Origin of the sequence: Pseudoalteromonas sp. Angola-4, assembly GCF_028599265.1 — a bacterium.
GTDB classification, from domain to species: Bacteria; Pseudomonadota; Gammaproteobacteria; order Enterobacterales; family Alteromonadaceae; genus Pseudoalteromonas; species Pseudoalteromonas atlantica.
Map to the genome: position 1 here is coordinate 52,397 of NZ_JAQREK010000018.1, position 23,163 is coordinate 75,559.

25 protein-coding genes are annotated in these 23,163 nt (G+C 41.5%); 12 read left to right on the top strand and 13 right to left on the bottom strand.

Going from position 1 to position 23,163, the window contains the following annotated elements; genetic code table 11:
* Positions 1 to 88: 88 nt before the first annotated feature.
* Positions 89 to 1,621, top strand: coding sequence for a bifunctional GNAT family N-acetyltransferase/carbon-nitrogen hydrolase family protein (locus PSH48_RS17345; RefSeq protein ID WP_029773759.1), 1,533 nt, complete (start codon positions 89 to 91; stop codon positions 1,619 to 1,621).
* Entirely contained in the window at positions 1,621 to 1,938 is a 318-nt protein-coding gene (locus PSH48_RS17350; protein WP_004588993.1) for a DMT family transporter, read from the top strand. Before PSH48_RS17345 ends, PSH48_RS17350 begins: the two co-directional genes overlap by 1 nt.
* Before the next feature lie 81 nt (positions 1,939 to 2,019).
* Here PSH48_RS17350 and PSH48_RS17355 read toward each other — a convergent pair whose 3' ends face one another.
* On the bottom strand, positions 2,020 to 2,898 hold the full coding sequence (locus tag PSH48_RS17355) for a DMT family transporter (protein WP_171036168.1): 879 nt from the start codon (positions 2,896 to 2,898) through the stop codon (positions 2,020 to 2,022).
* A gap of 256 nt (positions 2,899 to 3,154) precedes the next feature.
* On the opposite strand from PSH48_RS17355, the gene PSH48_RS17360 reads away from it, so the two are divergent.
* Positions 3,155 to 3,538: an MAPEG family protein gene (locus tag PSH48_RS17360; protein ID WP_273611958.1), complete on the top strand. Its 384-nt coding sequence runs from the start codon at positions 3,155 to 3,157 to the stop codon at positions 3,536 to 3,538.
* A gap of 73 nt (positions 3,539 to 3,611) precedes the next feature.
* On the opposite strand, the gene PSH48_RS17365 is transcribed toward PSH48_RS17360, so the two are convergent.
* The 3 genes from PSH48_RS17365 to PSH48_RS17375 all read right to left on the bottom strand — a co-directional run bounded on the left by PSH48_RS17365 (position 3,612) and on the right by PSH48_RS17375 (position 5,999).
* A complete protein-coding gene (locus PSH48_RS17365) occupies positions 3,612 to 4,823 on the bottom strand; it encodes a M56 family metallopeptidase (protein WP_273611959.1) in 1,212 nt (403 codons plus the stop codon).
* A 9-nt stretch (positions 4,824 to 4,832) separates the two neighbouring features.
* A complete protein-coding gene (locus tag PSH48_RS17370; RefSeq protein ID WP_004588989.1) occupies positions 4,833 to 5,207 on the bottom strand; it encodes a BlaI/MecI/CopY family transcriptional regulator in 375 nt (124 codons plus the stop codon).
* 99 nt (positions 5,208 to 5,306) lie between these two features.
* The gene (locus PSH48_RS17375) at positions 5,307 to 5,999 is read right to left on the bottom strand and encodes a pseudouridine synthase (protein WP_248533341.1); all 693 of its coding nucleotides are present in this window, start codon (positions 5,997 to 5,999) and stop codon (positions 5,307 to 5,309) included.
* 90 nt (positions 6,000 to 6,089) lie between these two features.
* On the opposite strand from PSH48_RS17375, the gene PSH48_RS17380 reads away from it, so the two are divergent.
* Both PSH48_RS17380 and PSH48_RS17385 read left to right on the top strand, forming a co-directional pair.
* On the top strand, positions 6,090 to 6,395 hold the full coding sequence (locus PSH48_RS17380; protein WP_004588987.1) for a DUF6482 family protein: 306 nt from the start codon (positions 6,090 to 6,092) through the stop codon (positions 6,393 to 6,395).
* 41 nt (positions 6,396 to 6,436) lie between these two features.
* Positions 6,437 to 6,844: a GNAT family N-acetyltransferase gene (locus tag PSH48_RS17385; protein ID WP_121636800.1), complete on the top strand. Its 408-nt coding sequence runs from the start codon at positions 6,437 to 6,439 to the stop codon at positions 6,842 to 6,844.
* 15 nt (positions 6,845 to 6,859) lie between these two features.
* Here PSH48_RS17385 and PSH48_RS17390 read toward each other — a convergent pair whose 3' ends face one another.
* The 9 genes from PSH48_RS17390 to lptM form a co-directional block, all read right to left on the bottom strand.
* A complete protein-coding gene (locus PSH48_RS17390; RefSeq protein WP_029773753.1) occupies positions 6,860 to 7,216 on the bottom strand; it encodes a HopJ type III effector protein in 357 nt (118 codons plus the stop codon).
* 37 nt (positions 7,217 to 7,253) lie between these two features.
* Entirely contained in the window at positions 7,254 to 8,555 is a 1,302-nt protein-coding gene (locus PSH48_RS17395; RefSeq protein ID WP_273611960.1) for a hypothetical protein, read from the bottom strand.
* Positions 8,556 to 8,579: 24 nt separating this feature from the next.
* Positions 8,580 to 9,680: a retroviral-like aspartic protease family protein gene (locus PSH48_RS17400; RefSeq protein ID WP_273611961.1), complete on the bottom strand. Its 1,101-nt coding sequence runs from the start codon at positions 9,678 to 9,680 to the stop codon at positions 8,580 to 8,582.
* Positions 9,681 to 9,704: 24 nt separating this feature from the next.
* Positions 9,705 to 10,412, bottom strand: a complete 708-nt coding sequence (locus PSH48_RS17405) for an HAD-IA family hydrolase (protein WP_138579751.1) — start codon at positions 10,410 to 10,412, stop codon at positions 9,705 to 9,707.
* 10 nt (positions 10,413 to 10,422) lie between these two features.
* On the bottom strand, positions 10,423 to 11,367 hold the full coding sequence (locus PSH48_RS17410; protein WP_004588982.1) for a tyrosine recombinase XerC: 945 nt from the start codon (positions 11,365 to 11,367) through the stop codon (positions 10,423 to 10,425).
* Positions 11,364 to 11,975 carry a DUF484 family protein gene (locus PSH48_RS17415; RefSeq protein WP_004588981.1) on the bottom strand — a complete coding sequence of 204 codons (612 nt, stop codon included), beginning with the start codon at positions 11,973 to 11,975 and terminating at the stop codon, positions 11,364 to 11,366. The genes PSH48_RS17410 and PSH48_RS17415 overlap by 4 nt, the downstream gene beginning before the upstream one ends.
* Positions 11,972 to 12,802 (bottom strand): diaminopimelate epimerase, encoded by an 831-nt coding sequence (gene dapF, locus PSH48_RS17420; RefSeq protein ID WP_004588980.1) that lies wholly within the window; start codon positions 12,800 to 12,802, stop codon positions 11,972 to 11,974. Before dapF ends, PSH48_RS17415 begins: the two co-directional genes overlap by 4 nt.
* A 64-nt stretch (positions 12,803 to 12,866) precedes the next feature.
* Positions 12,867 to 14,120: a diaminopimelate decarboxylase gene (lysA, locus tag PSH48_RS17425; protein WP_029773748.1), complete on the bottom strand. Its 1,254-nt coding sequence runs from the start codon at positions 14,118 to 14,120 to the stop codon at positions 12,867 to 12,869.
* Complete coding sequence (gene lptM / locus PSH48_RS17430) at positions 14,121 to 14,312, bottom strand: LPS translocon maturation chaperone LptM (protein ID WP_004588978.1); 192 nt, start codon at positions 14,310 to 14,312, stop codon at positions 14,121 to 14,123.
* 148 nt (positions 14,313 to 14,460) lie between these two features.
* Between lptM and cyaY the strand changes: the two genes are divergently transcribed.
* From cyaY to PSH48_RS17465, 7 genes are read left to right on the top strand one after another with little or no spacing between them, the layout of a single operon-like run.
* Positions 14,461 to 14,784 (top strand): iron donor protein CyaY, encoded by a 324-nt coding sequence (gene cyaY, locus PSH48_RS17435; RefSeq protein WP_004588977.1) that lies wholly within the window; start codon positions 14,461 to 14,463, stop codon positions 14,782 to 14,784.
* The gene (locus PSH48_RS17440) at positions 14,781 to 15,437 is read left to right on the top strand and encodes an alpha/beta hydrolase (RefSeq protein WP_024032069.1); all 657 of its coding nucleotides are present in this window, start codon (positions 14,781 to 14,783) and stop codon (positions 15,435 to 15,437) included. Before cyaY ends, PSH48_RS17440 begins: the two co-directional genes overlap by 4 nt.
* 21 nt (positions 15,438 to 15,458) lie before the next feature.
* A complete protein-coding gene (locus tag PSH48_RS17445; protein WP_273611962.1) occupies positions 15,459 to 16,394 on the top strand; it encodes a DUF2914 domain-containing protein in 936 nt (311 codons plus the stop codon).
* Between the two features lie 35 nt (positions 16,395 to 16,429).
* Positions 16,430 to 17,368: a hydroxymethylbilane synthase gene (gene hemC, locus PSH48_RS17450; RefSeq protein WP_029773745.1), complete on the top strand. Its 939-nt coding sequence runs from the start codon at positions 16,430 to 16,432 to the stop codon at positions 17,366 to 17,368.
* Positions 17,369 to 19,201 carry a uroporphyrinogen-III synthase gene (locus PSH48_RS17455; protein ID WP_273611963.1) on the top strand — a complete coding sequence of 611 codons (1,833 nt, stop codon included), beginning with the start codon at positions 17,369 to 17,371 and terminating at the stop codon, positions 19,199 to 19,201. It abuts the gene before it with no gap.
* The gene (locus tag PSH48_RS17460; RefSeq protein WP_096738900.1) at positions 19,198 to 20,307 is read left to right on the top strand and encodes a heme biosynthesis HemY N-terminal domain-containing protein; all 1,110 of its coding nucleotides are present in this window, start codon (positions 19,198 to 19,200) and stop codon (positions 20,305 to 20,307) included. The genes PSH48_RS17455 and PSH48_RS17460 overlap by 4 nt, the downstream gene beginning before the upstream one ends.
* 46 nt (positions 20,308 to 20,353) lie before the next feature.
* Positions 20,354 to 23,044 (top strand): CHASE domain-containing protein, encoded by a 2,691-nt coding sequence (locus PSH48_RS17465; protein ID WP_273611964.1) that lies wholly within the window; start codon positions 20,354 to 20,356, stop codon positions 23,042 to 23,044.
* Positions 23,045 to 23,163 lie beyond the last annotated feature (119 nt).

The following is a 23,163-nucleotide window of genomic DNA, read 5'->3' on the forward strand; positions in this document are numbered from 1 at the left end:
TACGCGTAACGTAAAAAACATGATACAAAGCTGAGTGTACTTTAGCGTACATTCGGCTTTTATTTTATTATGCCCAAAGGAGTTGTGTATGTCGGCAGAAAAAACCCACCTAGAAATTTGTAACTTAACAAAAGAGCAGTATCCGCAAATTAAAACCTTGATGGATCAGGCTTATCCTGATTTAGGTGGCGCGTGGCCAAGCCATACTATTTTTAGATTGATAGATCAGTTCCCTGAAGGGCAAATAGGCATTGTAGATGATGGCGTGCTGGTGGGCTTAGCACTAAGCGTACAAGTAGACTACGCGCGTTTTTCAAATCCTCACACTTACGAAGATATAGCCGATGGGCACGACCGAGTATTTAGTGACTCCGACGGCGATGCGCTATACGGTTTAGATGTAGCAATTAGCGAAACCCACCGAGGCATGCGCTTAGGGCGCCGTCTTTATGATGCCCGTAAAGAGTTGTGCCGCCAATATAACTTACGCGCTATTTTAGCCGGTGGCCGTATTCCGCGTTATTACAACCACAGTAGTGAAATGACGCCAATGGAATACATTGAAAAGGTTGACCAAAAAGAGCTTTACGACCCAATTTTAAGTTTTCAGCTTTCTAACGACTTTCAGGTAAAACGGTTACTTAAAAAGTACCTGCCGGAGGATCAAGAGTCTGTAGGTTACGCCACCTTGCTTGAGTGGAATAACATAATGTATGAGCCAACCGACACCGTACTCGAATCAACTAAATCGATAGTGCGTATTGGTGCGGTGCAATGGCAAATGCGCTGTGTAGAGTCGGTTGACGAAATGCTCAAGCAGGTAGAATACTTTGTAGATACGGTATCTGACTACAAAAGCGATTTTATATTATTTCCGGAATTTTTTAACGCGCCACTTATGGGTTTAGGTGATCAGAATAATCAAACCGAAGCTATCCGCTATTTAGCTGAATATACAGAGACGTTTAAAAACGCGATGTCGCGTATGGCAATAGAATATAACGCCAATATTATTACCGGCTCTATGCCACTTGCCGAAGACGATAAAATTTATAACGTAAGTTACTTATGCCACCGTAGCGGTAAAATAGACGAGCAGCGCAAAATACACATAACCCCGCATGAGCAAAATGATTGGGTGATTCAAGGCGGCGACAAAATTGCCGTGTTTGATACCGATGCTGGGCGTGTAGGTATTCAAATTTGTTACGATGTAGAGTTCCCAGAGCTTTCGCGCATATTAGCCAAGCAGGGGCTTGATATACTCTTTGTGCCGTTTTGGACCGACACTAAAAATAGTTATTTACGGGTTCGTCACTGTGCGCAAGCGCGCGCAATCGAAAACGAATGTTATGTGGTTATTGCAGGCTCAGTGGGTAACTTACCTGAGGTAGAAAGCCTAGACGTACAGTACTCGCAATCGGCAGTATTGACCCCGTCTGACTTTTCTTTTCCGCACGATGCAACATTAAATGAAGCCACACCTAATACTGAAATGTTACTATTTAGCGACCTTGATATGGATAAGCTAAAAATTCTTCATAGCGAAGGTACGGTGCGCAATTTAAAAGATCGCCGCGAAGATTTATACGACGTAATTTTGAAAAAGAGAGATGTTTAATGGCATGGGTTTATTTAGTCATTGCCGGCTTGCTTGAAATAGGCTGGCCAATTGGTTTAAAAATTTCACAAAATCCCGACACACGCTGGCAGGGTATAGTAATGGCCATTGCATTTTTAACAGCCAGTGGTTTTATGTTGTGGCTTGCACAAAAGCAAATATCAATGGGGACTTCTTACGCCGTATGGACCGGAATAGGTGCTGCGGGTACGTTTTTAGTGGGTATATTACTTTACGGTGATGCAGCCACGTTTGGCCGTATTGCTGGTGTACTCATGATCATTTGCGGTGTGATAACGCTAAAAATTAGCTCTTAAAAAGAGCGCTTAATACTCGCTTTAAACGTTATAAGCAGCCTATAGTAGCGCAGGTTTAAAAGCCTGCGCTTTTTTATGTTCTCAATTTGGCAGCATTACTAAAACAGCGGCAATGGCTATAAGTATTAAGCCCGCGGTATCTTGCTTTTTAAGTGGCTGTTTGAGCCAAAGTACAGCAATTAGCATGGTAAAAAATACCTCTACCTGACCAAGCGTTTTAACATACGCTACGTGCTGTAAACTCATTGCGCTAAACCAGCCAATAGAGCCTACACAGCTAAAAGTACTAATTGCGGCAGTGGTGCCTTTATATTGCCAAAGTTTGCCAACAGTGTGTGGCTCTTTTAGTAATAAATAGCCAAGTAATATAAGCGTTTGTAGGCTTATTACAAACAGTAAAACCCATGCAGCTGAGTGTGGAAACAATAACCCTGAATTTAAGCTCGCTTCACGCACCCACAGCGATGTAAGGGCAAAGCTGGTACCACAGGCAAGGCCAAGTAACGCTGTTTTAGCATCAAAGTGTTTTACGCTGGTTATGCCGCTAAGTAAAAGCACCGCAATAGCGCCTAAAAATACACCCAGCCACCCAAGAAGGCTAAGCGCAGAACCAAAAAACAATACCCCTAAAATAGCCGCTACTAACGCCTCACTTTTAGCAAGCCCTGCACCTATGGCGTAATTATTCATTTTAAACAGCTTTACCATTAAGCCGGTGGCGAGTATTTGCATAACACTTGCGCCAATAACAAACCCCCAAAAGGCATTATTAAAGGTAGGCATGGCTGTGTCTTTATATTGATAAAGACCATACAAATACACTGCAGCAATAGGGCCGGCTAAAATAAAGCGCGAAAGGGTTACGCCAGCTACACTTGCATGTGCGCTTAATTTACTTTGTAGGGCATTTCGCCATGCTTGCATAAAGGCGGCTAAAAAAGTGAAAAAGATCCAGGTCATGGGGGTCGTCGGTAAAAAAAATAAGGTCTATAAGTTAACAATCTTTAGTTATTAATGCGATGCATTAAGGGTGATAGTGAATATTCATCACCTGCGACATTATGCCGCACTGCTTTATAGGTAAACTTAGCTATAGTAAGTATGATGTTATTGTTTAGCCGCCTGCGTATGTCATAAAACGTGTTGGCGGCTTTTTTGTGTATGTGTGTTATATGTATTGGTTAAATAACTAGGTTTTAAAACAAGAGAATAAATTATGACAACATTAGTAGTATGCGCATTACTTGCTGTATTAATGCCTTATTTTGCAAAAATACCAGTGGCCATTGCAATGGCAAAGTTTGGCCAATACGACAATAAACACCCGCGTTCTCAACAAGCAAAATTAACGGGCTTTGGTGCGCGAACGCTCGCTGCTCATCAAAATTGTTTTGAATCACTTGCAGTGTTTGCCGTTGCTATTGCGGTGGTACTGGGAACTAACTCGGTAAATGCAGTAACCGAAACCTTGGCGGTTACTCATATAGTTTCGCGTACTTTGTATTGCATTTTTTATTGGTTGAACTTAGATATTATACGTTCGCTTGTATGGTTTATTGGCTTAGGCACTGCCATTGCCATGATTGTAGTGAGTATTTAATTTTATTGTTAAAACCACAAAGCAAGCGGCCTAAAAGGGCGCTTGCTTTGTGCTCTTGCATCACTTATTAGCCTTAATGCGATACTTTAATTCGCTCTATTAAATCGGTATTAGCAACCTCGCTGTTTATAGCAAAATCGAGCTGTACAAGTACATCATTAAAGCCTGACTCAGAGATTTTATACTCCCACTTTGCCAGCGCTTCTTTAGCTGATTTATCAAAAACGTCTGACGGCTTAGATTGAATGACACTAATGTTTTTTGTTCTGCCATTGGCGGCTATATCGTACTTTAATACAACCGAGCCGCTAATGCCTTGCTTAGCGGCTTGGGCTGGGTAGACAGGTTCAATGCGTATTGTTGGTGAAATATGATCCTCTTTCGTTATTTCAGTTTGGGGCTGTTTTGCTATGGCTAAACCGCTAAGCATGCTTGTTGCTATTAGCAGTAAGCCACCTTTGGCAAGGCGAGAGTGATTGCTACTGTGCTTTATATTGGTAAGTCGTTGTAACATGTTTTTTTTATCTCCGTAGTGTGAGTAAGCCATTAGGCCTGCGGGCGTTGCTGCCGCGCAGTTAACTAAGGCTTTGCTGTATAAAATATGTTGGTGTGTGGTTTTATTGGCAAGTACCCGCTGATCACAAGTTAGCTCCTGCAAGCGCCTAAAGCTTGCGTAAGCCATCCACGCGAGCGGGTTAAACCACATTAAAATAGTAGTCAGTAACAGCAGGGCATTTATTAGGTTATCTTTGCGTTTTATGTGCACAGCCTCATGCTCTAAAATAAGTGCCAAAGTGGCTTTATCAAACTGGGTTTTGTAATTACTAGGCAGTATGAGCTTACTTTGCAAAATACCCACCACCATTGGCGATGCAATATGATTACTGGTATAGGTTTTAATGTGTGAGGTTAGAGTGTGTTCGCTATTAATTAAATAATTGAGCTGCAGGTTTTTTATAAAGCGAATATGCACAACAAACGCTATGCTAAACAGCACTAAGCTAACCACTACATAAAGCACGGCCCAATTTAGGCCTAAGTTATTAATAAGGGGCTGGTTAGGCGTTATTAAATAATGGCTAATGGCGCTATTTTGCAGTGGCTTAATGTTACTTGGTAAGTTTGCAACCAGTAACGATACGGGGATTAGGCATACTAATTTATACACAAAGCCTGGGCCAAGCAGCCTTAAACTAAAACGCTCACATATAATAAACCCGCCAAGCATTATGCTGAGTAATAATTGCTGCTCTAGTAACCAGTTAAACAGGGTTTGAATATCCATAGCCACTCCTTACTTTTGGTTTTTTTCCCAGTCATCAATGACCTTTTTTAACTCGTTTATATCTTGTTGCGAAAGCTGCTCTGATTTAGCAAACCCGCTTACCAGCGGCGCTATGCGGCCACTAAAAAAGCGCTCAATAAAGTTTTTGCTTTCTTTTAATGTGTAGTCGGCGCGCTCCATACAAGGAGTATAAATATATTGGCGGCCGTCTTTTTCAAAGGTCAGTGCGCCTTTTTTAACTAATCGACCCAATAGGGTTTTAATGGTTTTTTCGTGCCATTGTTTGTCATCGCTTAAGCGCTCAATAATTTGGCTGGCGGTTGCTGGGTAATTAATCCAAAGCGCATCAAGCACGTCGAATTCTGCTTTTGATAACTCAATCATTTTATTGCCTACAAATGTAATCTTTAAATTAAGACTACACCTGTAATCTATTTTTGCAAGGTTATTTTTTAACTTTTTTGTGCGCTATTTAAACGAAGATTAGATTTTTGAAATATCTGTTTTATTAATTTGTATATAGTGGTTTTCAGGTAGGTTTAGTCTTGAAAGAGCAAGTTCGCTAAATTGTGCCCGATATAAATCAATTACTTTAAAGCCGCAGTACTGCGCCATTTTACGTATTTGTCTGTTAAGCCCTTGCTTTAAAATAATACTAAACTGGTTGTCAGCTATTTTTGTTACTTCACACGGTAAGGTTACTTGTTTATCTACGGGGATTCCTGCGGCCATTTTTTCGCAAAACGCATTATTAATAGGTTTATCTACCGTGACTAAATAACGTTTAGGCTGGTGGAAGTCAGGGTGAATAAGTTGATTACAGAAATCTCCGTCGTTGGTCAAAATAAGCAAGCCCCGAGAGTCTTTATCTAATCGGCCAATGGGGTAAACCCGAGTGAGGGTAGGTAAATGGTGAATAAGGCTGGCAGGGTCATTTTCATTTAATTTGCAGTCGATACCTACAGGCTTGTGGTACGCAAAATAAACTAAATCGGCAGCCCCTTTAACTGCTTGGCCATTAACTATTACGTCGTCTTGCTCATTAACGTGATCAATATGATTAGCAGGGCGATTATTTACCGTTACTACCCCTTCATCTATTAAGCGCGATGCCTGTTTTCGTGAGCACACACCAGCGTGAGCAATGTATTTAGCGAGTCGAATTTTATTGCTCATAAGCTTAAAAGGCAGTGATGTAATAATTTGATCGCGATTATAGCAAAGGTGCGTATCTATAAAGTTACTTTTTATTAAAAGGCGATTGTTATGGGTATGAAATTTTCTGAGTTAAAAAAGCACGAACCATTACAAAAAGTGGTCGCGCACTCCCTTGAAATGGCGCTCTATCAAGTGTCTGTCATTATAAATAACGTAGAGTATTACGTTACTGAAGAAAATGGCGAGTTTGTTAAAGCGCTCAGCCCGCTGCATATTCAAAAACGTTTTGAAAAAATAGCCTACGCCGAAATGGTACTGCGCCATACTAGCGCTTACGATGAAATGTGCGGCCAACCCGAAAAAACAAGCAGCAATTTGCTAGAAGTACCTTATGGAAAAAATAACCTTTTTTAATTAAGTTTGTTTGCTAGTATCTGCTTCTTTAAGGGCGGTACATGTATCAATTAAAAGCAGATAATACCGATGCGTTAAACTCAGCGCTTCGCACTAAAATAGTTGAATTTAACGCGCAGCATTTTGATGCGCAAAGAGTGCCATTAGGCTATAAATTTGTTGATGAGCAAGGTGAGCTTGTTGCAGGTATTAGTGGGTGTGTGTTTGGAAATTGGCTGATGATTAGTTGGCTTTGGTGTAGCGGTGTAGCGCGAGGTCAAGGGCTTGCAGATAAGTTACTAACGGCACTTGAACAATCAGCTGCTGAACTAGGTGCAACGACCGCACAGCTCGATACACTCGATTTTCAGGCCAAGCCTTTTTATGAAAAGCGCGGATACGTGGTTAAGTATCAGCTTAACAACTATCCGCGCTCTGGTACGCGTTACTTTATGGAAAAAACGCTTTAATTTAGTAGCTTAGTGTTATTTCTCTTTTAGTGGCTCACCATCAAAGCTCAGGCCTAAAAATGGAGTCGCTTCTGGCGCTAACATAAACGTGCGAATGTTCATGTGATCATCGCCTTTAGGGTTTTGTAGTACGTCTTCGCGGTAAAACTTACCAAAGCAATCCAATGTATTTTGCTTGCTTAAATCGTTTAATTTAGCAAACGCAAAAATTTTACATGAGCCGTTGTTCTCGCTTGCAGAGCTAAGTAAGCCGTGGTTATTAAATCCACACGCGGTAAAATCGTAATTAGCTTCTATTACCGCCATGGTATCGCTAAATTGTATGCTTTTAGGGTTGTCTGCAAGTTGCTGTAAAAAATCGTTTAATAACATGTTTGTCCTTTTCTAACAGAAGATTCAAAGAGAAAAATTAATAGTCGTTGCTTGTAAGCTCTGCGCTTAAAAGCTTTCCGTCATAAATATAAAAATAGCCATCCCAGTGTTGAGAAGTAAATTCTGCTGAGTCAAAGAACTCGTCGTAATCGCCTAACTTAGCAAGGCTTGCAACAGGGTCGTTGTATTTTACGCCTGATAAGTTCCACTGTGTACTTTGGTTAATATAGCCAGCTAATGCGGCGAGCTTAATTTTAGCGGTTGAAAAGGGCTCCACAAGCTTTAATTTAGAAATGTAGCCGTTGCCTTCATATATAAACTCATAACAAGGAGTAATGATTATATTGTCATGATCTTCATTAACCACTTTAAGCGTTTTACTATTTTTGTGTTTTTTTAAGTATTCATCGGCCAATATTGTGCCGTTATAGCATTGAGTGTTGCTCTTTATATGTTCAACTAATTCACCGTGCGATATACCAACAACTCTTTGCTCTGACTTGTTAATGGATACTTTATAAGATGCGGTTTCCACTTCATCAAAACTGTTTTTTAATTTATTAATTGCTGGTTGGGTTAAATCTGTATCTAAGAAAATAGCCTGATCTGTACCGGTGCTTATTTGTAATTTTTCATTTGCCAAAGAAAGCTCATTATTTATCACCATAGGTAGTAGCGTTTCATGGAACTGATAACCTATAAATACATTGTTTTTAAAGTGAAAAGCATGATTTCTTCCATATACAAGTATTGCGTTATTGTTATCGCTTAGCGATAAACTAGCAAGTCCGAGAGACGCTAATACCTGCTCATAGCTACTGCCAAATTGGAGTCCAAAAAAGTTAGTGGGGGTGATGAGGGGGTTGTTAAATTGAGTAAACTTAGGGGAACTGTTTATGTCTAAAGTGACATCAATTGCATTCCCCTCAATGGTATTTGAGAGGCTGTGCTTGTGCATTCCAGAAATAAATAGCTCGCTAGTCATAGCGACTTGTTGATTGCAGTTTTTTGAGGGGGTGAGCTTAATAAGGTAATGTAATTTTTTTTGGGCTCTGCTTATTGTAGGAGTTTCAGCAGAGTGGCTGCTATTTGTAGTAAAGCGTTCCTCTACATATAGTTGCTCATGCTGTTGATTGTACTGTTCGCTATACTTATTCAGCGCTTTTTGTCTAAGGTTTTGTCTTTTTCTTTGATGGTTATCTAAATCTCTCAGTGTAGCGCTAAGGCTTATTTCTATTTCGGGTGAAATAGCCTCACAACTTTTGTCTTTTACAAAATAATGTGTTGCCTGAGCAGTACATTGCCAAAAGCAAAGTAGTGTAAATAGTAGAGTACGCATAAACTTCCTTTTATTATTTTTTGTTTATTTAGCACTCAACTCTAACTCATCTGTTTGTTGATTTATATTAAATTTATATCTAGATAAAAAGTTCATTCCTAACAAACCTTGGCCGCGGGTGTTTTCAATACTGAGCACTTCAAAACCGTAAATAGTTTGCACCCCTACTTTAAACGACTCAATTTGGTAGCGTTTTACTCTAATTTGCCCATTCGCCGTGTTTACGGTTACATCGCCTAAATACAGTGGTCTGGGTGAAAGTTGGTTAAGCACGTCACTCGAAAGAGAAGTAATACTTGCGCCGGTATCTATCATTAGCTCTGTTTGGATTGAGCTATTTAGCTCGGTGCTAATTAAGTAATGTGCGCCGTAGGGGGTAAGTGCAATAAAGTCATCTTGGGATTGAGCTTTCTCTATCATTGCGTGTAAGGCAGTTACTTCGGCTTGTAGTGGGTGATTTGATGGCATGCGCTCAATAGTTGTTAAGGCGCTAATAAAGTCCTCTAGTTGATAATAAGCATGCGCGAGTGCGTATAAAAAATGGCTATTGTCGTTTTGATAGTCGAGCCAAATTTGAGTTTGTTCACTAATTGTTTGCCAATTTTGCTGCTCACTCAAACTATGCAGTTCGTTTGTCGTTAAATGCACAAGGCGCCTATCTACAGGGCCTTGTTGGTGCTTGTTTAATAATGGGTAGAGCTCAAATAGCGCAATAATTGCGTTTTGCCGTTGCCCGCTTTTTACTAGGTAATCAACGTGTAAAGTGAGTAACTCGGTATTGTAAGGGTCTTTATTTAAAAGTGTATTTAACAATGACTGGCTAAGCGGTAGGTTTGTGTTTAGCCATTGCTTTAGTTGTGCTACCCACGAAGCGTATAAAGTATGTGCTTTTTTTGGAGCGCTTAGATTTAGTTGCTGATACGTATTTAGAGCATCATCAAATTTGTGTTGTGTAAATTGCTGTTGAGCTTGGCTGAGCAGGTTACTTTTTGGCGCTTTGATGCTCTTGCCGCTGTGGATTTTTTGTGTGCCAACTACAGGCTTTTCTTGCGGCCACAATAAGTAAGCGTTTAGGCTAAGCGAGCCTATTAATAGCAAGGTAATTAGCTTGGTATAATGGCTCATTGCAACCTCTTAGCTCTATTTAGGCTATTTGATAAAGTGCGCTAAGGCATGAATATTTGCAATTTCAACATCGGCAAGGCCTTTGTAGTGATAAGCCGCGCCTTGGTCGTTTAGCCAAACCGATTGGCAGCCTGCATTATTAGCGCCTTGTACGTCGGTATCTAGGCTATCGCCAATGTGTAAAATTTCACTTTTAGCCACGTTTAAGTGCGCGGCGGCTTTATCAAACAGTGTACCGTGGGGCTTGGCTTTACCGTGCATACCAGCTTGCAATACTAGCGCAAATTTATCGCGTAAGTTAAAGCGCTCAATTTCAACATTGCCATTGGTTATTGCAACCAGCGTAAAGTGCTGGGCTAAGTTATCTAGCAGCTTTAGTACGTCGTCGGTTACCACTATTTTACTGCGCGCATCGGCAAAGGCGTTATAGGCAGCATCGGCATGATGCTCTACCTCTTGCTCATTTAAATCTAGCTTTGAAAGGGCTAAGCGTAGCGTATGTTGGCGCCATTTAGTTACATTATCAGCAAGCTCAGGTAACTGTATTACGGCCTCATTGCGGCATTGTTGCCAGTATTTTGGGCCTTTTTGTAAGTAGCTGGGTAGCGCGTTTAAGTAATCTTGCTGGGCTTTAACCGCGGCTTTTATTATGGGGTGGTTGTTATACAGTGTGTCGTCTAAATCAAAGCTCATAACTGAAAAAGGGCGAGGAGCACGATTAAATCGGATCATAATTACATTCCTAATCGGTTTGTTTTTTAGCGCGCGGATGAGTGTTGTCGTACACTTTTGCTAAATGCTGAAAATCTAAATGCGTATATACTTGCGTAGCCGATAAACTACTGTGCCCTAATAATTCTTGCACAGCGCGTAAATCGCCAGATGATTCTAAAATATGAGAGGCAAACGAGTGGCGAAGTTTATGCGGGTGCACTTGTGAGCTAATGCCTTGTTTTATTCCCCACTCTTGCATGCGTAAGCGAACTTGGCGAACCGAAATACGATTTTTTTTACTGCTTAAAAACACCGCCATTTCGTCAGGCTTTGCAAATTGCCCCCGTATGTTGAGCCAGTTTTTTAACGCTGTGAGCGCTTTGCGACCCACGGGAATGAGGCGCTCTTTGTTACCTTTACCTTTGACTAATATTTCGCCGCTTGCGGCGTTTATATCGCGTAAGTTGGTGCCAACTAACTCGCTAATGCGCAGCCCAGATGAGTACATAAGCTCCATCATAGCTTTGTCTCGTATGGCTAATGGGTCGTCATCGTTAATCTCTAGTAGGCTTGCCATCTGATCTACATCGAGATTTTTAGGTAAAGGCTTAGAAAATTTAGGCCCTTTAATGCCTTGTGCTGGGTTATGATAATGCGCGTGCTGAGCAATGTTTTTGGCTTTTAAAAATTTATACAAACTACGAATGCAGCTTAATTTTAAACTAATGGTGCGCCCACTTAATTGCTTTGAACGAAGCGCCATGCTGTAGCGGCGAATATGCTCGCCTTGTACGCCAAACCAGTCATCACATAATTTACTAAAATACAGGGCGGCAAAGTTTAGTTGGCTAACATACTGATTTACAGTGTGCTCTGAGTACTGTCTTTCGTACTTTAAATAGTCACTAAATAAATGAATGGGTGTACGCCAATGCTCACTTAATTGCTCAGTGTTAGGCGTCTCGTCGCTCATGCCAATTCCAACAGCCTAAGTTGCAATGCATGAACAAAATCAAGCACAAATAGGTTATCTTGTGCGGGTTCAAAATGGTTTTCATCATGGCTGCCAAAGGCCAATATAGCGACGGGTTTTTCAGCGCAACCAATAAGATAAATAGCAGATGATTGCGTGTTTTCACAAAATAATAGCTCGCGCTCTTGCTGATTAACGCGTCCTAAGTAGTGCCCAAATTGGCTAAGACGGTGCTCAATAAGCCCATCTAAAGTGTTATTGTATTTTACCAACCTACACTCGCTAATGTGTGGGCTGGTACAAATAATATTACGCAAATTTGCGGCAAGCGTATTAAAGTCGTAGTTTGTCCACAGTTGGCGATGGCATTGGCTAAACAAGCGATACACTAGCTCATTTTGCGCAGCATGTTCGCTCATACTGTGTATTTGATTTTTTAACTGAGTATTGTGCTCGCGCAATTGGCGCTGTTGTATGTGCACAAGCGAGGTGGCGCCTTGCGTTTTGTGGTGTAACTCAAGTTGTGCAAGTAGCTCTGGCTGCTCTATTAAAAAATCAGGGTGGCGCGCCAAATACTCAGCGACTTGCTCTTTTGTTAGCTCGCTCATAAGGCAACTTGCCCATCAAATACATGCTCGGCTGGGCCGGTCATGCGGACAGGGTGACCTTCGCCGCTCCAACGTACTTGTAATGTGCCGCCGGGTAAATCAACTTGTACCGTGGTGTTAAGTTTGCTTTGAATGTGGCCAATTACCATTGCTGCGCAGGCACCCGTGCCACACGCTAGGGTTTCACTAACGCCGCGCTCCCACACCCTAAGTTTAATATGATCTTGCGATACCACCTGCATAAAGCCAATATTGGCACGATTTGGAAAACGTTCGTGGTTTTCAAGCAGCGGACCAAGCACCTCAACTTGTGCGGTAGCTATATCGTCAACTTCTAACACGCAATGCGGATTACCCATAGACACAGCGCCACTAAATACTGTGTGCTCTTGAGCTCTTATTATATAAGTAAGTTCTCGCTTGCTGGCTTTAAGCGGGATTTTAGCAGGCTCAAAATTAGGATGGCCCATGTTTACCGTCACTTGGCCGTCTTTTTCTATGTATAGCGTGAGGTTGCCCGACTTAGTCGAGACACTAATTTTGTGCTTGTTAGTTAAGCCTTTCATGCGCACAAAGCGGGCAAAACAGCGTGCGCCATTTCCGCATTGTTCTACTTCATTGCCATCGGCATTAAATATACGGTAATGGAAGTCGAGATCAGGGGAGTAAGGGGCTTCAACCATAAGTAATTGGTCAAAGCCAATACCAAAGTGGCGATCAGCCAGTTTTTTGATTTGATCGCGAGACAAAAATACATTTTGTGTAATGTTATCAATTACAACAAAGTCGTTGCCTAAGCCGTGCATTTTGGAAAAATTAACTAACATAGCGCTCTAATTCGGGTTTGCTCTGCGCTAATCATGCCACAGAGCAGCGCCTTAACAAAAACGTTTATGGTAAAATTTTCTCACCTTGATAAAGGCTCTCGATGGTTTCGCGTTGGCGAATAAGGTGGTGTTGCTCACCATCTACCATTATTTCGGCCACGCGTGGCCGAGAGTTGTAGTTTGAACTCATTGTAAAACCATAGGCACCGGCACTTCGCTGCGCCAATAAGTCGCCTTGCTTAAGCGCTAGTTCGCGGTCTTTTCCTAAAAAGTCGCCGGTTTCGCACACTGGGCCCACAATATCAAAGTTATGTGTTGGTGTGTCGTCATCGCGCACCGATACGGGAATGATTTTTTGCCATGCCTGATAAAGCGAAGGGCGAAGCATGTCGTTCATACCCGCATCGACAATGGCAAAAAATTTATCCTGGTTTTGCTTAATAAATTCAACCTGCGTAACTAAAATTCCAGCATTAGCGGCTATAGCGCGCCCTGGCTCAAAAATAAGTTCAAGGTGTTTGTAATTGGCTAAGCGCTCAGTAACTTGCGCAGCATATTCACTTGGGTGGGGTGGCTGTTCATCATTATAAGGAACGCCTAACCCGCCGCCAATATCTAAATGAGTAAGCTCAATACCATTTGCTTTAAGCTCATCTATTAATGCCATTAGCTTATCAAGCGCTTCTAAAAAAGGTTTAACCTCAGTTAATTGCGAGCCTATGTGGCAATCTACGCCGGTTACTTTTAGACCTGGTAAAGATGCCGCATGCTGATAAACGCTCACAGCCGTTTGAATATCGATACCAAACTTGTTTTCTTTTAAACCGGTAGAAATATACGGGTGAGTTTTGGCATCTATATCAGGGTTTACACGAATAGAAATAGGGGCTTCTAAATTTAACTCGCACGCTACCTCAGAAATACGCTCAAGCTCTGAGGCCGACTCAACGTTAAAACATTTAATACCTAACTTTAGTGCATAAGCAATTTCGTCGGCGGTTTTAGCCACACCTGAAAACACCACTTTACTGGCATCACCGCCAGCTTTTATTACACGCGCCAGCTCACCTTTAGACACTATGTCAAACCCTGAGCCTAAACGCGCTAATATATTTAATACTGCAATATTAGAATTGGCTTTAACTGCGTAGCACACCAAACTTTTATGATTTTTAGTGGCATTTGCAAAGGCTAAATAATGGCGCTCAAAAGTAGCACGCGAGTACACATAACACGGCGTACCATAGTGCTGAGCAATTGTGGCAATGCTGACATCTTCGGCAAATAATTGATTGTTTTGATAGTTAAAATAATCCATTTATTGCTCCTGCACTTGCTCGGTGTTGGTTTTTTTTACGGGCGTTGGCTGTGCCGTATTAGGGGGTGTGTTTTGCTCAGCCTGTTGCTCTGGTAAATACAAAGGCCCGCTTTGGCCGCAGCCAGCTAATGCACTTAGCAGTAAAGTACTTATATATAGTCGTTTTAATTGTAAGGTATGTGTCGCTTTCATTAGATTAATACGGTTGCTGGCTTTATAATCGCAGAGTAACAGAATATCTAAAAAATGCAGCTATTCGCGGATGATTTTATTCCTGTTACACTAGCTGTATATAAACCGTACCCAATATTAGGCAGCTCGCCTGCAAAGGAAAATTACAATGACTGAACACGAATATCACCAATTAGCCGAAGCTCTTATGTTCACAATTGAAGAGCAAGTTGATGATTGCGAAGCAGATTTAGACTACGAATCGGCAGAGGGTATTTTAGAAATAATTTTCCCTGATAAAAGTAAAATTGTAATTAACAAACAAGCGCCTTTGCATCAAGTGTGGGTTGCGACTAAATTTAATGGCCACCATTTTGAAATGCGTGACGGCCAGTGGATTGATAACCGCTCGGGCGCAGAGTTTTGGGAGTTTATGAACCAAGCGTCTACTCGCCAAGCTGGCCAAGAAATTAAGTGGCAATCAAGCTTATGAGTTTAGAGTTTGCACAATACCCAGCGCAAGGTGAGCACAAAGCCACTGTTATTTGGTTACATGGTTTAGGCGACTCTGGCGATGGCTTTGCACCGGTTGCACCGCAACTTAACTTACCCAGTGAGCTTGGTATACGATTTATTTTTCCGCATGCGCCTATTCAACCGGTCACCATAAATGGTGGCATGGAAATGCGCTCGTGGTACGACATTAAATCTATAGAATTAGACAAACGTGCCGATGAACAAGGCGTGAGAGATTCAGCCGAAAAAGTGCAAGCCCTGATCAATCAAGAAATTGAAAATGGTATACCTGCCGATAAAATTATTTTGGCGGGCTTTTCGCAAGGGGGCGTGGTGTCTTTACATTTAGCGCCGCGATTTGAGCACAAACTTGCAGGTGTTATGGCGCTGTCTACTTATATGTGCGTGCCTGAAAAGCTAGCGCAAGAAGCAAAGCATACTGATTTAAATGTATTTATGGCTCATGGCAGCCAAGATAATGTAGTGCCGCATAGCGCGGGTAGAAGTGCGTTTGAAGTATTAACAGCACATAACATGGATGTAAGCTGGCAAGAATACCCTATGGCTCATCAGGTTTGCGCAGAAGAACTGCAAGCTATTCGCCAATGGTTAATTGCCCGTTTAAGCTAATTTGGAGCCGCTGAGGTCAATATGAGTCAAAAAATAGTTATTAAAGCAAATGTAAAACGCGAACCACAAAATAGTGTACCTAATGTAAGCTACGAGTGGCATTGGCGTCGTATTGCGAGTGTTTCTATGTTGGTAGCAATGACCTCGGCAGCGGTTGTGTATGGCTTAACTAGCTCGGTAAATGCCGAGCAGGGCGAGCAACCTAATGAGCAATCGCCGTATTCACCTTTAAGCGACAACACAGCAGATAATGTTGAGCCCACGGTGAGTGTAAATGACGAGCAAACGCGCCCAAATGAGCTTACAAATGATATAGCAGATGTTGCGCCAGCGGTGCTTGAAGATGCAAGCGTTAATAATACTTCGTTAGCGCAAAGCAATAATGAGCAAACGAATATAGAGCCAATTGCTAACGTTCAAAGCAATCAAGTTTCTATTATTGAGCAATCAAATACTGCACTCGCTGAGCCTATCGCTAATCAGCCGCTTACTAGTACGCAGTTAAGCGCACCACCCAATGAACAGCTTCCAGATATTGAAAACGACGACGGCTCGCTAACTAGCAGTGAAGGTTTTTCATCTAATGCGCACATTGCCAGTGTTGCATTAGGTGCACAAATTGATACAGGTAAAATTAGCCGTGCAGTGCTTACTCGCAAAGTAAGTAAGCGCGAGCCCACTAATGTATTTGCTGCAGATATCCGCTTAAATCAGTTTGAAGAGGCACTTTCGTTTTTTAGTGAGCTTAAAAACCTACAAGGCCAACAAGTAAAGCATGTATGGTCTTATGAGGGTGAAACCATGGCTGAGATTTCACTTAATGTTACCTCGCCGCGCTACAGAACGTACTCAACCAAAAATATTATGAATACACAAACAGGCCATTGGCGTGTAGATGTTGTTGATGAGCAAGGTAATTTAATTGCTCAAAAAGAATTTAGAATTTTAGCTAATTAAGCTTGGCTATTAGCTGTAACTATTTGGATACCCCTATGACAGAAAAAACAAAGTTAGTACGCATTGCAACCCGTAAAAGTGCTTTAGCGCTTTGGCAGGCTGAATTTGTAAAAGCACAGCTTGAGCATTTTCATGCTGATGTGCGCGTAGAATTAGTCCCTATGTCTACTCAAGGGGATATTATTTTAGATACACCGCTTGCTAAAATTGGTGGTAAAGGCTTGTTTGTTAAAGAGCTTGAGCAAGCAATGTTAGATGGCCGCGCGGATATAGCAGTGCATTCAATGAAAGATGTACCCGTAGAATTTCCAGAAGGCTTAGCACTGCACACCATTTGTGAGCGTGAAGACCCGCGCGACGCGTTTGTATCAAATAACTTTGCCAATTTAAGCGAATTACCACAAGGCGCTGTAGTCGGTACTTCTAGCCTTCGTCGTCAGTGCCAAATTAGAGCTTTGCGCCCTGATTTAGTCATTAAAGACTTACGTGGTAATGTTAATACCCGTTTAGCTAAGCTAGATGATGGCCAGTACGATGCGATTATTTTAGCCGCAGCCGGACTGCTACGTTTAAAAATGGACGAGCGTATTGCTGATTATATTGAGCCTGAGGTATCTCTACCTGCTAACGGCCAAGGTGCTGTCGGCATTGAATGTCGTATTGACGATGAAGTAACAAAAGCCTTACTGGCCCCGCTTGAGCATACCCAAACACGTATTCGTGTAAATGCAGAGCGTGCTATGAATCGTCATTTAGAAGGTGGCTGCCAAGTACCAATTGGTGCCTACGCATTAGTTGATGGCGAGCAAGTGCATTTACGTGGCCTCGTGGGCGCGGTAGATGGTAGTGAAATTTTACATGACGAAGTAACCGGTCATATAAATGATGCAGAAGCTATCGGTGTGCAGCTTGCTAAAAAATTATTAGCGCAAGGCGCCGACAAAATATTAGCAGAAGTATATAGAGACGCATAAATGACACATATCCTGATAACTCGGCCCGAAGGAAAAGGCGCAGCCCTTGCTCAGCAACTTGAGCAAGCGGGTTATCAGGCGTCATTATTTCCTGTTTTAAAAATATCCTACCTTACGCCTTCTACTACCGAACTAAGCCCGTTAATTAATGCCGATAAAATTATCTTTATCTCTCAAGATGCCGTTACTGCCCTTGCGCAATTAAAGCCAACAATAAATACCAAAGCGCAATTTTACGCAGTAGGTCAGCAAACTGCAGATACTATTTATGCGTTATTTGGCGTGCGCGCAGCAGTGCCTAAACTGCATGATTCTGAAGGGTTATTGGCGCTAAACTCGTTAGCTGAGGTTGATGGTAGCAATATTGTATTAGTAAAAGGCCAAGCGGGGCGTCCAGATATTGCCAAAACCTTAAAGGCGCGTGGGGCATTTTTAAATAACTGTGTGGTATACAAGCGCGAGCCAATAAGCGCTGAAAAAGCCAACTGGACAGACCACTGGCAAAACCTGAAAGTACAAGGTATAGTCATAACCAGTAATGCAGCAGTTGATGCAATATTTAATAACCTGACTGAACAACAGTTACAGTGGTTACAACAGTGCCGATTTTATGTTGCTAGCGAGCGTATAGCCGCTTATTTACAACAGCAACAGGTAAGCTCGGCTAATATACACATTGCCGCAGGGGCAAGCGATACCGCTATGTTTTCCTGCATAAAACAGCAAGGTAGCAAGATGAGCGAACAGTCAAAGCCAGTAACGGCAGATAACACACCAACCACTAAGGCAGCGGCCTCTGCACAAAAAAAAGAGGCAGCTAAAGCACACAGTAAACCACATAACGATAAGCAAAAAATAAGTAAATTAGCGGTATTAGCGCTGATCATTTCGCTTATTGTTGCCTGTGGTGTGGGGTATGAGTTTTACCAAAAACTCAATGCAGGTAAAGCCCAAAATGTAGCTGTTAATGAACTAAAAGAAGAAAACGCGTTATTGTCACAAGAGTTACAGGCGCTCAAGTCTGCGCAATCTAATCTTCAGCAAGCATTGTTCAATAGTGAGCAAAAAGTGGCTGCTGCGCTTAATGAAAGTGCAGAGAACAACCAGCAACAATTAAAAGCAGCATTGCAACAAGCTCAACAGCAAGGCGCTTCACTAAACCCGCAAGAAGTAACCAGCTTACAACGTATGGCTGAGTTTAAACTGTGGGCTGAAAAAGATTACCAAGGTGCCAGCGCTGTACTTAAACGCTTAGATGACTTATTGAGTGAACACCCAGGTACTGTTGCAGTTCGCCAAGCAATAACACAAGACATTCAAACACTAGATAGCTTAAAACCTATCCCAACAGAAGCCATTTACTTAAAACTTAATAGCGTGTTATCAAACATAGATAAGCTTGCATTTAATGCCGTTAACATACCGCAAGAAGCAACAGAAATTGAAAAAAATGCCTTGAGTGAAGATGTAAGCGATTGGCAGCAAAACCTAAGCAATAGCTGGAATAAGCTAGTTGATAGCTTTATTACTATTCGCCAGCACGAAGGGGTTGCTATAGAGCCACTGCTAACCGATCAGGAGCGCCACTTAATTAATCAACGTATTAAATTAAATGTGACGCAAGCTCAAGATGCATTAATGAGCAAACAAGCGAGCATTTATTTTAGTGCCATAAGTGAGGCAAAGCGTCTTGTTAATGAGTACTTTAAACAAGATGACGAGGCGACAAAAGTGGTTATAAACGCACTAACTAGCCTAGAAAAAGAGCCATTAAACTTTAACCCTGAAGTAAACCTACAAAGTACACAGCAGGTTAAGGAGTGGGCGCAATGATAGGGCTTATAGTATTAATTGTTGCGATTGTTTTAGTTTTAGCGATTACGCCATTTGTACTGGATGAAAAAGGCTATGTGCTGATCTCGTTTAACAACACCACGATTGAAGGCACGATTGTATCGTTTTGTATTATGGCGGTAATTAGTGCAACAATTTTGTTTTTAACTTACAAATTAGTGCGCTATTTATTGTCGATTTATCATAATACTAAACATGGTTTTTTTGCGCGTAGCGAAGAGCGAAAGCAAGCAGCTATAGAGCAAGCCTTATGGAGTGCGATAAACGATGATTACGAGCTTGTAGAGCAAACGTTATCAGGTAATAGTGTACCCAGTAAGTTTGAAGATATACGCTTAGCGCTATTAGCAAAAGCAGCGCTTGCTAATAACCAAACCGACAAAGCACTAGAGCGTTTATTTGAAATTAGCCCAGAGCAGCAACTTAACGTTGCTAAACTTTGGATAGCCAGTGGCGATAGCAGCGCAATAGAATCGCAAATGCGTGCTAACAGCGATTCAAAAAAAGCGACACCACTTGAGCTTAAGCTATACGCCGAAATACTTGTACAGCAACAGCACTTTAGTGCACTTGAAGACTTTTTACCGCGTTTACTTCGTAAAAAAGTCCTTAACGATGCGCAGTGGACACAGCTGTTTAATGCCTATTTTAATGCACAAGCTAGCGATAAAATCACTGAAAAATATAAACAACTTCCTAAAAAGCTACAAGCTCATGCTAATACAGCTTACTTAATGCAAATGGCTAAAGTGGGTCAGTTAAGTGCGATTGAAAGTGACTTAATTAAAATGGTGAAGTACGACGAGCAACATGCTCAGCTGGCCAATATATTAAGTAACGCCACCTCGGCAGAGGCTGTAAAGCTTCAAAGTAGTATTCAAGAGCGCCTGAAAAAAGATGATGCAAACAACGCATTATTACTCTCGCTTGCGTGTTTAGCTAATGCCCAAGGCGATTATGAGTTAGCCGCAAAGGTTTTTGATAAAGCCTTGAATATCGAAAACAAAAAGCAATTTGCTCAGCAAGCAGCGCTTAGCTATAAAAATACCGCACAAGCCGATAAAGCACTCGTTTTGTATCAATAAAGGCTACACTTATACTTTTGCAGCTTTGATATTCGGGAGCATTGGGTTGAAACACTTTATCATTGTCACTGTAAGTTTAGCGTGCGCTTACTTTTTTACCGGATATTTTAGTAATTTACTATTAGCGATAGATGGCTACGCAGTGGCTGTGTGGCCGCCTTCGGGAATTGCGCTTGCTGGCTTTTTAATTTGGGGCAGAAAGAGCTTACTAGGTATTGTTTTAGGGGCTTTTTTTACTAACCTCATTCATTTAGAAAGCGCCTCAGCGATATTTCAATTAAGTGTATTTATGCATGCTGCGGCTGTTACCTTTGCTGCTACTTTACAAGCATGGGTAGGTAGCCAATTGGTCACTAAAGTGATTAAAGCACCACTCGACTTATCTTCTTTAAAACACTGTATTCAAAGCCTCGTTGTTGCCGGCCCATTGTGCTGTGTTATAGCTGCAGGGGTAGGCACCAGCTTATTAATTTTTAATGGCGTTATTGTGTCTCAAGCCGGTTGGGATACGTTTATAGCGTGGTGGATAGGCGACAGTATTGGGGTGCTTGTTTTTACTCCGCTTATGCTAGCGGCATTTAACTATTCACAGGTAAATTATCGCCTACAAGTTATACTGCCCTCACTGTTAATTTATATGGTTATAAGTATTAGCTTTTATGGCGCGGCCAGTGTAAAAAAAGAAAAAAACATTCAAAAAGAAGAGCTGAAAATATTAGCCACTCAAGATGCTATCAACAATAAAATTAACGAAATAACCGCACACCTCGCCTTACTGGCGACTTTTTTTTCTAGTAGTGACGATGTGAGCTTTACTGAATTTAAGCAGTTTACTTCTAAGCAGCTTAGTTACAGCGAAGAAATTTTAGCATTTGAGTGGGTGCCCTACTTACCAAGTGAAAACTTAGCTCAGTATATAGAGGCTAATAACAACACCGAGCTGGCTAAATATAGCTTAAAAGAAAGAGCAAAAGATGGCAGTTGGCAGGCCGCACCCCCACGAGATTTTTACTACCCCGTACAATACGCACATCCTTTGTCGGGAAATGAAGACGTAATTGGCTTTGATCTTGCCTCAAATGAGGTAAGGCGATCTGCATTAATAAAAGCAAAAGTGTTAAATGAGTTGGTGATCAGTGAGCCAATAAATTTAGTACAAAACGAAGCTGAGCGCGGCGTGTTGTTTTTTCATCCGGTGTTTGGCAACAATATTACCGAAGACGATTTTAAAGGTTTTGTGGTAGCCGTTGTTAGTTTAGAAAGACTATCAAGCGCGGTGTTATTTGATCAAAACAACGGCGTTGCAGTGAGCTTTACAGACACCACAACAGAGAATAATGCACAGCCTATTTTTATTGCCGATCATCAACAACTATTGCCGTTAAAAGACTATAAGTTATTGGTAGGTAAGCGGGTGTGGCAGGTGGAGCTGCATCAGCCAATGCAACGAGAGTCATGGTTAGTTTACTGGCTTGCACAAATAGCCGGCATGTTATTTGTTTGGCTGCTTATTACCTTTTTAATATCGGTAACGGGTACCAACATTCGTATACGTGAGCAGGTAGCAAAACAAACTAAAATTTTACGTTTAGAAAAGCAAAAGGCCGATGAAGCCAATGAAATAAAAAGCCAGTTTTTAGCAAATATGAGCCACGAAGTTCGCACACCTATTAATGGTATTAAAGGGCTGCATTATTTAGCCCTACAGCAAAACGATTGGCAGCAAGCTCGCAGCTATATTGAACAAGCGGATGGGGCTCTGGGCGTATTGCTAAGAGTATTAAATGATGTGCTCGATTTTTCTAAAATGGAAGCAGGCAAACTTGATTTAATTCAAGAGCCAATTGATGTAGGCACACTCAGTGAAGAAGTGGCCAATTTACTGCAGTTTGATATAGAAGCAAAGTCGCTAGAATTTATGCTTGATTACGATAAATCAAGTAACTTGGTTATCAACACCGACCCAATACGCTTAAAACAAGTTTTGCTAAACCTAATCAATAATGCCATTAAGTTTACAGCCAAAGGCAGCATCACGCTTAAAGTATGGCAATCTAAAAAAATGACTTACTTTAGCGTTAATGATACCGGTATTGGTATTAGTAAAGAGGCGCAAAAACAGCTCTTTAAACCGTTTGCACAAGCCGATAGCTCTACCTCGCGTCAATATGGCGGCACGGGCTTAGGTTTAAGTATATGCAAAAAGCTTGTAGAGTTGATGGGCGGAGAAATTGATTTAATAAGCCACGAAGGGCACGGTTCTACGTTTACTTTTAGCCTGCCAATTTATTCGCCGCTACCAAAGGCTGAGCAAATAAAGCAACAATATGATGAGATAGATGTTAGTACGCTTTCTTTTGCAGATTATAAATTATTGCTTGTTGAAGATAACCCATTAAATCAGCACGTCGCGAGCGCTATTTTAAAAACCAAAGGGTGCGTTGCTGAAATTGCTAATGATGGTTTTGAGGCGATTGAAAAGCTGACAGAGCATACCTACGACATTGTGCTTATGGATATACAAATGCCAAAAATGGATGGCCTTGAAGCCACGCGAGTTATTCGTAATGAACTTGGTTTGTTTGACTTACCTATTATTGGCTTATCTGCTAATGCCCACGATGACGATGTTAAAAAAGCAGTTGCCAGCGGTATGGATAATTATATTACTAAACCCATTGAAGCAAATACCTTATTTAAAACACTCTGGCATCACTTAGCTCATCAAAATAAGTGAACAAAAACCTAATTTTGTTCACTTTTTGAGTAAAAAGCAGACATATGACCGCTAATATTTACTTTAACTGCTCTACACTTGAAAAATAACTGTACCTGCGTATCATGCGCGCAATTTTA

Excerpts from the sequence above, each read along its gene's own strand:
- PSH48_RS17385 (WP_121636800.1), top strand. The coding sequence starts at position 6,437 with ATGTATCAATTAAAAGCAGATAATACCGATGCGTTAAACTCAGCGCTT.
- lptM (WP_004588978.1), bottom strand. The coding sequence starts at position 14,312 with ATGAAAGCGACACATACCTTACAATTAAAACGACTATATATAAGTACT.
- PSH48_RS17390 (WP_029773753.1), bottom strand. The coding sequence starts at position 7,216 with ATGTTATTAAACGATTTTTTACAGCAACTTGCAGACAACCCTAAAAGC.
- PSH48_RS17400 (WP_273611961.1), bottom strand. The coding sequence starts at position 9,680 with ATGAGCCATTATACCAAGCTAATTACCTTGCTATTAATAGGCTCGCTT.
- PSH48_RS17440 (WP_024032069.1), top strand. The coding sequence starts at position 14,781 with ATGAGTTTAGAGTTTGCACAATACCCAGCGCAAGGTGAGCACAAAGCC.
- PSH48_RS17365 (WP_273611959.1), bottom strand. The coding sequence starts at position 4,823 with ATGGATATTCAAACCCTGTTTAACTGGTTACTAGAGCAGCAATTATTA.
- PSH48_RS17360 (WP_273611958.1), top strand. The coding sequence starts at position 3,155 with ATGACAACATTAGTAGTATGCGCATTACTTGCTGTATTAATGCCTTAT.
- hemC (WP_029773745.1), top strand. The coding sequence starts at position 16,430 with ATGACAGAAAAAACAAAGTTAGTACGCATTGCAACCCGTAAAAGTGCT.
- lysA (WP_029773748.1), bottom strand. The coding sequence starts at position 14,120 with ATGGATTATTTTAACTATCAAAACAATCAATTATTTGCCGAAGATGTC.
- PSH48_RS17460 (WP_096738900.1), top strand. The coding sequence starts at position 19,198 with ATGATAGGGCTTATAGTATTAATTGTTGCGATTGTTTTAGTTTTAGCG.
- PSH48_RS17355 (WP_171036168.1), bottom strand. The coding sequence starts at position 2,898 with ATGACCTGGATCTTTTTCACTTTTTTAGCCGCCTTTATGCAAGCATGG.
- dapF (WP_004588980.1), bottom strand. The coding sequence starts at position 12,802 with ATGTTAGTTAATTTTTCCAAAATGCACGGCTTAGGCAACGACTTTGTT.
- PSH48_RS17345 (WP_029773759.1), top strand. The coding sequence starts at position 89 with ATGTCGGCAGAAAAAACCCACCTAGAAATTTGTAACTTAACAAAAGAG.
- PSH48_RS17415 (WP_004588981.1), bottom strand. The coding sequence starts at position 11,975 with ATGAGCGAGCTAACAAAAGAGCAAGTCGCTGAGTATTTGGCGCGCCAC.
- PSH48_RS17350 (WP_004588993.1), top strand. The coding sequence starts at position 1,621 with ATGGCATGGGTTTATTTAGTCATTGCCGGCTTGCTTGAAATAGGCTGG.
- PSH48_RS17405 (WP_138579751.1), bottom strand. The coding sequence starts at position 10,412 with ATGATCCGATTTAATCGTGCTCCTCGCCCTTTTTCAGTTATGAGCTTT.
- PSH48_RS17375 (WP_248533341.1), bottom strand. The coding sequence starts at position 5,999 with ATGAGCAATAAAATTCGACTCGCTAAATACATTGCTCACGCTGGTGTG.
- PSH48_RS17370 (WP_004588989.1), bottom strand. The coding sequence starts at position 5,207 with ATGATTGAGTTATCAAAAGCAGAATTCGACGTGCTTGATGCGCTTTGG.
- PSH48_RS17410 (WP_004588982.1), bottom strand. The coding sequence starts at position 11,367 with ATGAGCGACGAGACGCCTAACACTGAGCAATTAAGTGAGCATTGGCGT.
- PSH48_RS17445 (WP_273611962.1), top strand. The coding sequence starts at position 15,459 with ATGAGTCAAAAAATAGTTATTAAAGCAAATGTAAAACGCGAACCACAA.
- PSH48_RS17380 (WP_004588987.1), top strand. The coding sequence starts at position 6,090 with ATGGGTATGAAATTTTCTGAGTTAAAAAAGCACGAACCATTACAAAAA.
- PSH48_RS17455 (WP_273611963.1), top strand. The coding sequence starts at position 17,369 with ATGACACATATCCTGATAACTCGGCCCGAAGGAAAAGGCGCAGCCCTT.
- cyaY (WP_004588977.1), top strand. The coding sequence starts at position 14,461 with ATGACTGAACACGAATATCACCAATTAGCCGAAGCTCTTATGTTCACA.
- PSH48_RS17395 (WP_273611960.1), bottom strand. The coding sequence starts at position 8,555 with ATGCGTACTCTACTATTTACACTACTTTGCTTTTGGCAATGTACTGCT.